This window comes from Lapillicoccus sp. (assembly GCF_025353065.1).
GTDB lineage: Bacteria > Actinomycetota > Actinomycetes > Actinomycetales > Dermatophilaceae > Lapillicoccus.
Genome location: NZ_JANXRJ010000310.1, coordinates 1 through 4,433, shown reverse-complemented (window position 1 = coordinate 4,433; position 4,433 = coordinate 1). Strand labels below are relative to the sequence as shown.

6 protein-coding genes are annotated in these 4,433 nt (G+C 69.8%); 1 reads left to right on the top strand and 5 read right to left on the bottom strand.

What is annotated here, in order from left to right; translation table 11 throughout:
* Both Q0R63_RS22415 and def read right to left on the bottom strand, forming a co-directional pair.
* Nucleotides 1-212, bottom strand: a 212-nt coding sequence (locus Q0R63_RS22415; protein ID WP_295702324.1) for an isopentenyl transferase family protein, incomplete at its 3' end; no start/stop codon positions are given.
* A 13-nt stretch (nucleotides 213-225) separates the two neighbouring features.
* The gene (gene def / locus Q0R63_RS22410) at nucleotides 226-843 is read right to left on the bottom strand and encodes a peptide deformylase (protein WP_295702323.1); all 618 of its coding nucleotides are present in this window, start codon (nucleotides 841-843) and stop codon (nucleotides 226-228) included.
* Nucleotides 844-1,022: 179 nt separating this feature from the next.
* Here def and Q0R63_RS22405 point away from each other — a divergent pair, with 179 nt between their 5' ends.
* On the top strand, nucleotides 1,023-1,337 hold the full coding sequence (locus Q0R63_RS22405; protein ID WP_295702322.1) for a hypothetical protein: 315 nt from the start codon (nucleotides 1,023-1,025) through the stop codon (nucleotides 1,335-1,337).
* Nucleotides 1,338-1,431: 94 nt separating this feature from the next.
* On the opposite strand, the gene miaB is transcribed toward Q0R63_RS22405, so the two are convergent.
* The 3 genes from miaB to recA form a co-directional block, all read right to left on the bottom strand.
* Entirely contained in the window at nucleotides 1,432-2,952 is a 1,521-nt protein-coding gene (gene miaB / locus Q0R63_RS22400; protein WP_295702321.1) for a tRNA (N6-isopentenyl adenosine(37)-C2)-methylthiotransferase MiaB, read from the bottom strand.
* A gap of 60 nt (nucleotides 2,953-3,012) precedes the next feature.
* A complete protein-coding gene (locus tag Q0R63_RS22395) occupies nucleotides 3,013-3,696 on the bottom strand; it encodes a regulatory protein RecX (RefSeq protein WP_295702320.1) in 684 nt (227 codons plus the stop codon).
* Between the two features lie 5 nt (nucleotides 3,697-3,701).
* A partial coding sequence (gene recA, locus Q0R63_RS22390) for a recombinase RecA (protein WP_295702319.1) occupies nucleotides 3,702-4,433 on the bottom strand: 732 nt, incomplete at its 5' end.

The window sequence follows — 4,433 nt, the reverse complement described above, 5'->3', positions numbered from 1 at the left end:
CCCAGGACGTCGAGCTGGTGGTGCCGGATGCCGCGGCGCTGGTCGGGGGGCACCTTCGCCGTGCCGAGGTCCATCCCGCGGTAGAGCTGCATCGCGTCGGAGTTGACGATCTCGGCGCCGAGCCGCTCGGCGACGTCAAGGGCCAGGTCGGACTTGCCGCTGGCGGTCGGGCCGACGATCGCGAGCAGCCGCGGGGAGGAGCTCGAGCTCACCGCGCCTCGGTCCTCAGACGAGGTGCTCGTCGTGACCGCCTTCGTCGAGGTCATCCTCGTCGTGTCCGAAGGGATCGGCGTCGACCCCCGGCATCCATGAGCCGCCCGGCACTCCCCAGCCGTTCTTCGTGATCGCCTTGCGTGCCTTCCTGGCCTGCCGCTCGTCGAGCCGGTCGGTGTAGAGCTTGCCGTTGAGGTGGTCGAACTCGTGCTGCATGCACCGGGCGAACCACCCGGTGGCCTCGAACTCCACGGGGTTGCCGTCCACGTCGAAGCCCTGGACCCGGACGTGCTCAGCCCGCTTCAGCGGATAGTTCTCGCCCGGCACGGAGAGGCAGCCCTCGCTCTCGTCGTCCGGGTCGGGGCGGTCGGTGGAGATCTTGCCGAGGGTGAGGATCGGGTTGACGACCACGCCGCGCGGGGGCACCCGGTCGTCGTTGCCCATCTCGTAGACGAACAGGCGGAGGGGGACCCCGATCTGGGGCGCCGCGAGGCCGACCCCGTGAGCGACGTCCATCGTCTCGTACATGTCGGCCACGATGTCCACCAGCTCGGCGTCGAAGGCCTCGACGCGCCGGGCGGTCTGATGCAGGACCGGCTCCCCGGTGATGACGATGGGACGAACGGCCATGCGCTCAGTCAATCAGCCGTCGCCGACGCCCTGCCACCCGCCCGGTGGGAGTCGTGGCCGCCGGTGGAGTTCTCCTCGGCCGGGTGCGAGGGTGGGGCGCACGCAGCGACACCGGGGTATGCCGGCCCGATCCGCCACGACCCACCAGACCCGACCCGCCGGGACGAGGAGCACGCACGATGAGCGAGTCAGACAGCGTCGAGCAGGAATCGAAGCACCACGTCTCCGAGCCGGTGGACCTGCCAGAGCAGGTGGACGTGCCAGAGCAGTCGGGGGACGCCTCCTTCGACCGCGCGGTGTCCGCCGTCGAGAGCCGCTGGACCTCCCACGGCGGAGAGGCACCGGAGCACGAGCCGGTCGTGGTCCGGGAGCACGGGGACGACCCGGATGGCGACTGGAAGCCGGCAGCCGTCCCGGACGGCGAGGACGCCGACCAGGGCGGTGGGGTCTCGGACGGATCCGAGTCCGGCCAGGACGCCGGCTCGATGTCCTGACCCGCTTCGACCGCCCGCCACCCTCCTCCCCGGATTGGGGTACGAACGCGTCATCGATCACGCGTTCTCACCCCAAGCGGGTGTGCCGGGTGGGTCAGGAGACGCTGCAGCCGGCTGCTACCGGGGTCGCGCCGGGACGGCCGATCGACGGCATCCCGAGCGACACCGCCGGTTTCGCGTCTCCACTCTCCTGGAGCGCCGCCCACGCGTCGCCGCCACGGGTGCGGCGCACGGCATACGGGCCGCCCTGGGTGCCGGAGTCCGCGACCAGGTGGTGGGGCGCACCGTAGGTGACCCCCACCTCGACCGCGTCGCCGGGACGCGGCACCTCGGAGCCCGGCGGGACCGCGAAGTGGACGAGCCGGTTGTCGCGGGCCCGGCCGGAGAGGCGGTGGGTCTCGGCGTCCTTGCGGCCTTCGCCGGTCGCGACGAGCACCTCGAGGATCTGTCCCTCGAGGGCGCGGTTGCCGGCCCAGGAGACCTCCTCCTGCACGAGCAGCAGCCGGTCGTAACGGTTCTGGACGACCGCCTTCGGGATCTGGTCGTCCATCGTCGCGGCTGGCGTGCCGGTGCGGATCGAGTACTGGTAGGTGAAGGCGCTGGAGAACCGGGCCGCGCGAACCACATCGAGGGTCTGCTCGAAGTCCTCCTCCGTCTCGCCGGGGAAGCCGACGATGATGTCGGTCGTGATCGCCGCGTCGGGGATCCGGTCCCTGACGCGGTCGATGATGCCGAGGAACTTCGCGCTGCGATAGGACCGGCGCATCGCCCGCAGGACCCGGTCGGAGCCGGACTGCATCGGCATGTGAAGGCTCGGCATGACGTTGGGCGTCTCGGCCATCGCCTCGATGACGTCATCGGTGAACGCGGCGGGGTGCGGGCTGGTGAAGCGCACCCGCTCGAGCCCGTCGACCTCGCCGCAGGCCCGCAGCAGCTTGCCGAACGCGAGCCGGTCGCCGAACTCGACGCCGTAGGAGTTGACGTTCTGGCCGAGGAGGGTGATCTCGACGACCCCCTGGGCCACGAGCGCCTCGATCTCGGCGAGGATCTCCCCCGGCCGGCGGTCGACCTCAGTGCCGCGCAGGCTCGGGACGATGCAGAACGTGCAGGTGTTGTTGCAGCCCACCGAGATCGAGACCCACGCGGCATACGCGGAGTCGCGGCGGGTCGGCAGGGTCGAGGGGAAGACCTCGAGGCTCTCCTTGATCTCGACCTCGGCCTGCCGGTTGTGGCGGGCCCGGTCCAGCAGGGCCGGGAGCGAGCCGATGTTGTTGGTGCCGAAGACGACGTCGACCCACGGGGCGCGCTCGACGATGATGCCCTGGTCCTTCTGGGCGAGGCAGCCACCGACGGCGATCTGCATGTCGGGGTTCTTCAGCTTGGCCGGGCGCAGATGACCGAGGTTGCCGTAGAGCTTGTTGTCCGCGTTCTCGCGGACCGCGCAGGTGTTGAAGACGACAACGTCGGCGGTCTCGGGAGATGCGGAGCCGAGACTGTGGACGTCGACGTAGCCCGCGGTCTCGAGCAGGCCGGCGAGCCGCTCGGAGTCGTGCACGTTCATCTGGCAGCCGTGGGTGCGCACGTCATAGGTCTTGCGTGTGGTCTGGGATGTCATCGCACCGACAAGGGTATGCCGTGTCGCCGGCTGTGCTGATCAGGCTGGGTCAGGTCGGGGTCAGTCGCGTTGATGCTCCGGGGCTCCGTTGACGGCGTCGCGCACGACGGCGTAGATGACCGACGACGGATAGCCCTTCCGGGCCAGCATCCCCTGCAACCGGCGGGACTGGACGTGCGGCTCGAGGCCGCCCATCGCCCGAATCTTCCTGGCCACCAGCTCCTCCGCCCGGGCCCGCTCCGACTCGTCGTCGATCGAGCCGAGCGTCTCGGCGACGACGTCGTCGTCGACCCCCTTCCATCGCAGCTCCTGGGCGAGAGCCCGCTTGGACAGCCCGCGGCCGGCCTGCTTGGTCCGCACGACGGTCTCGGCGAAGGCCGCATCGTCGACAAGGCCTACGGCGCTCATCCGGTCGAGGACCCGGGCGGCGACGTCTGCGTCATAGTCCCGCTCTCGCAGCTTGTCGGCGAGCTGTTTGCGGGTCCGCGGACCCAGGGTGAGCTGGTTCAGGACGATCTGACGCGCTTCGTCCTCGCCGTCGGGTTGGACAGGATCGGGAAGGTCTGCTGGCTGATCCCCGGCCACCCACAGCCGGGCAGCGGCGCTCGAGGCCGACTCACCCGGCATACGGGAGGGGGGAGGGGCCGAGGCCCCTGCGGCCGGGCAGCGGGCCGACTCCTCCGCTGCCGCCAGGACCCTGGCGGCAGCGGCGAGACGTTCCTGCTTCGTGCTGGTGCCAGACATCGTGCTCAGAAGTTGACCGGGACGTCGGCGACGACCGGCTTGTCGATCTGCGGGCCGATGCCGAGCTTCTCCTTGATCTTCTTCTCGATCTCGTCCGCGAGGTCGGGGTTGTCCCGCAGGAACGAGCGAGCGTTCTCCTTGCCCTGGCCGAGCTGGTCGCCCTCATAGGTGTACCAAGCGCCGGCCTTGCGCACGAAGCCCTGCTCGACCCCCATGTCGATCAGGCCTCCCTCTCGGGAGATGCCCTGCCCGTAGATGATGTCGAACTCGGCCTGCTTGAACGGCGGCGACATCTTGTTCTTGACGACCTTGACCCGGGTGCGGTTGCCGACCGCGTCGGAGCCGTCCTTGAGCGTCTCGATGCGCCGGACGTCGAGCCGGATCGAGGCATAGAACTTCAGCGCCTTGCCACCGGTCGTCGTCTCGGGCGAGCCGAACATGACGCCGATCTTCTCGCGGAGCTGGTTGATGAAGATGGCCGTCGTGCCGGTGTTGTTGATCGCACCGGTGAGCTTGCGCAGCGCCTGCGACATGAGGCGGGCCTGCAGACCGACGTGGCTGTCACCCATCTCGCCCTCGATCTCGGCGCGAGGCACGAGCGCCGCCACGGAGTCGATCACGACCAGGTCGATCGATCCGGAGCGGATGAGCATGTCGGCGATCTCGAGCGCCTGCTCCCCCGTGTCGGGCTGGGAGACGAGAAGGGCATCGATGTCGACACCGAGCGCCTTGGCGTA

Bases quoted from the DNA above. Each gene is read 5' to 3' on its own strand.
- def (WP_295702323.1), bottom strand. From the start codon at position 843: ATGGCCGTTCGTCCCATCGTCATCACCGGGGAGCCGGTCCTGCATCAG.
- Q0R63_RS22405 (WP_295702322.1), top strand. From the start codon at position 1,023: ATGAGCGAGTCAGACAGCGTCGAGCAGGAATCGAAGCACCACGTCTCC.
- miaB (WP_295702321.1), bottom strand. From the start codon at position 2,952: ATGACATCCCAGACCACACGCAAGACCTATGACGTGCGCACCCACGGC.
- Q0R63_RS22395 (WP_295702320.1), bottom strand. From the start codon at position 3,696: ATGTCTGGCACCAGCACGAAGCAGGAACGTCTCGCCGCTGCCGCCAGG.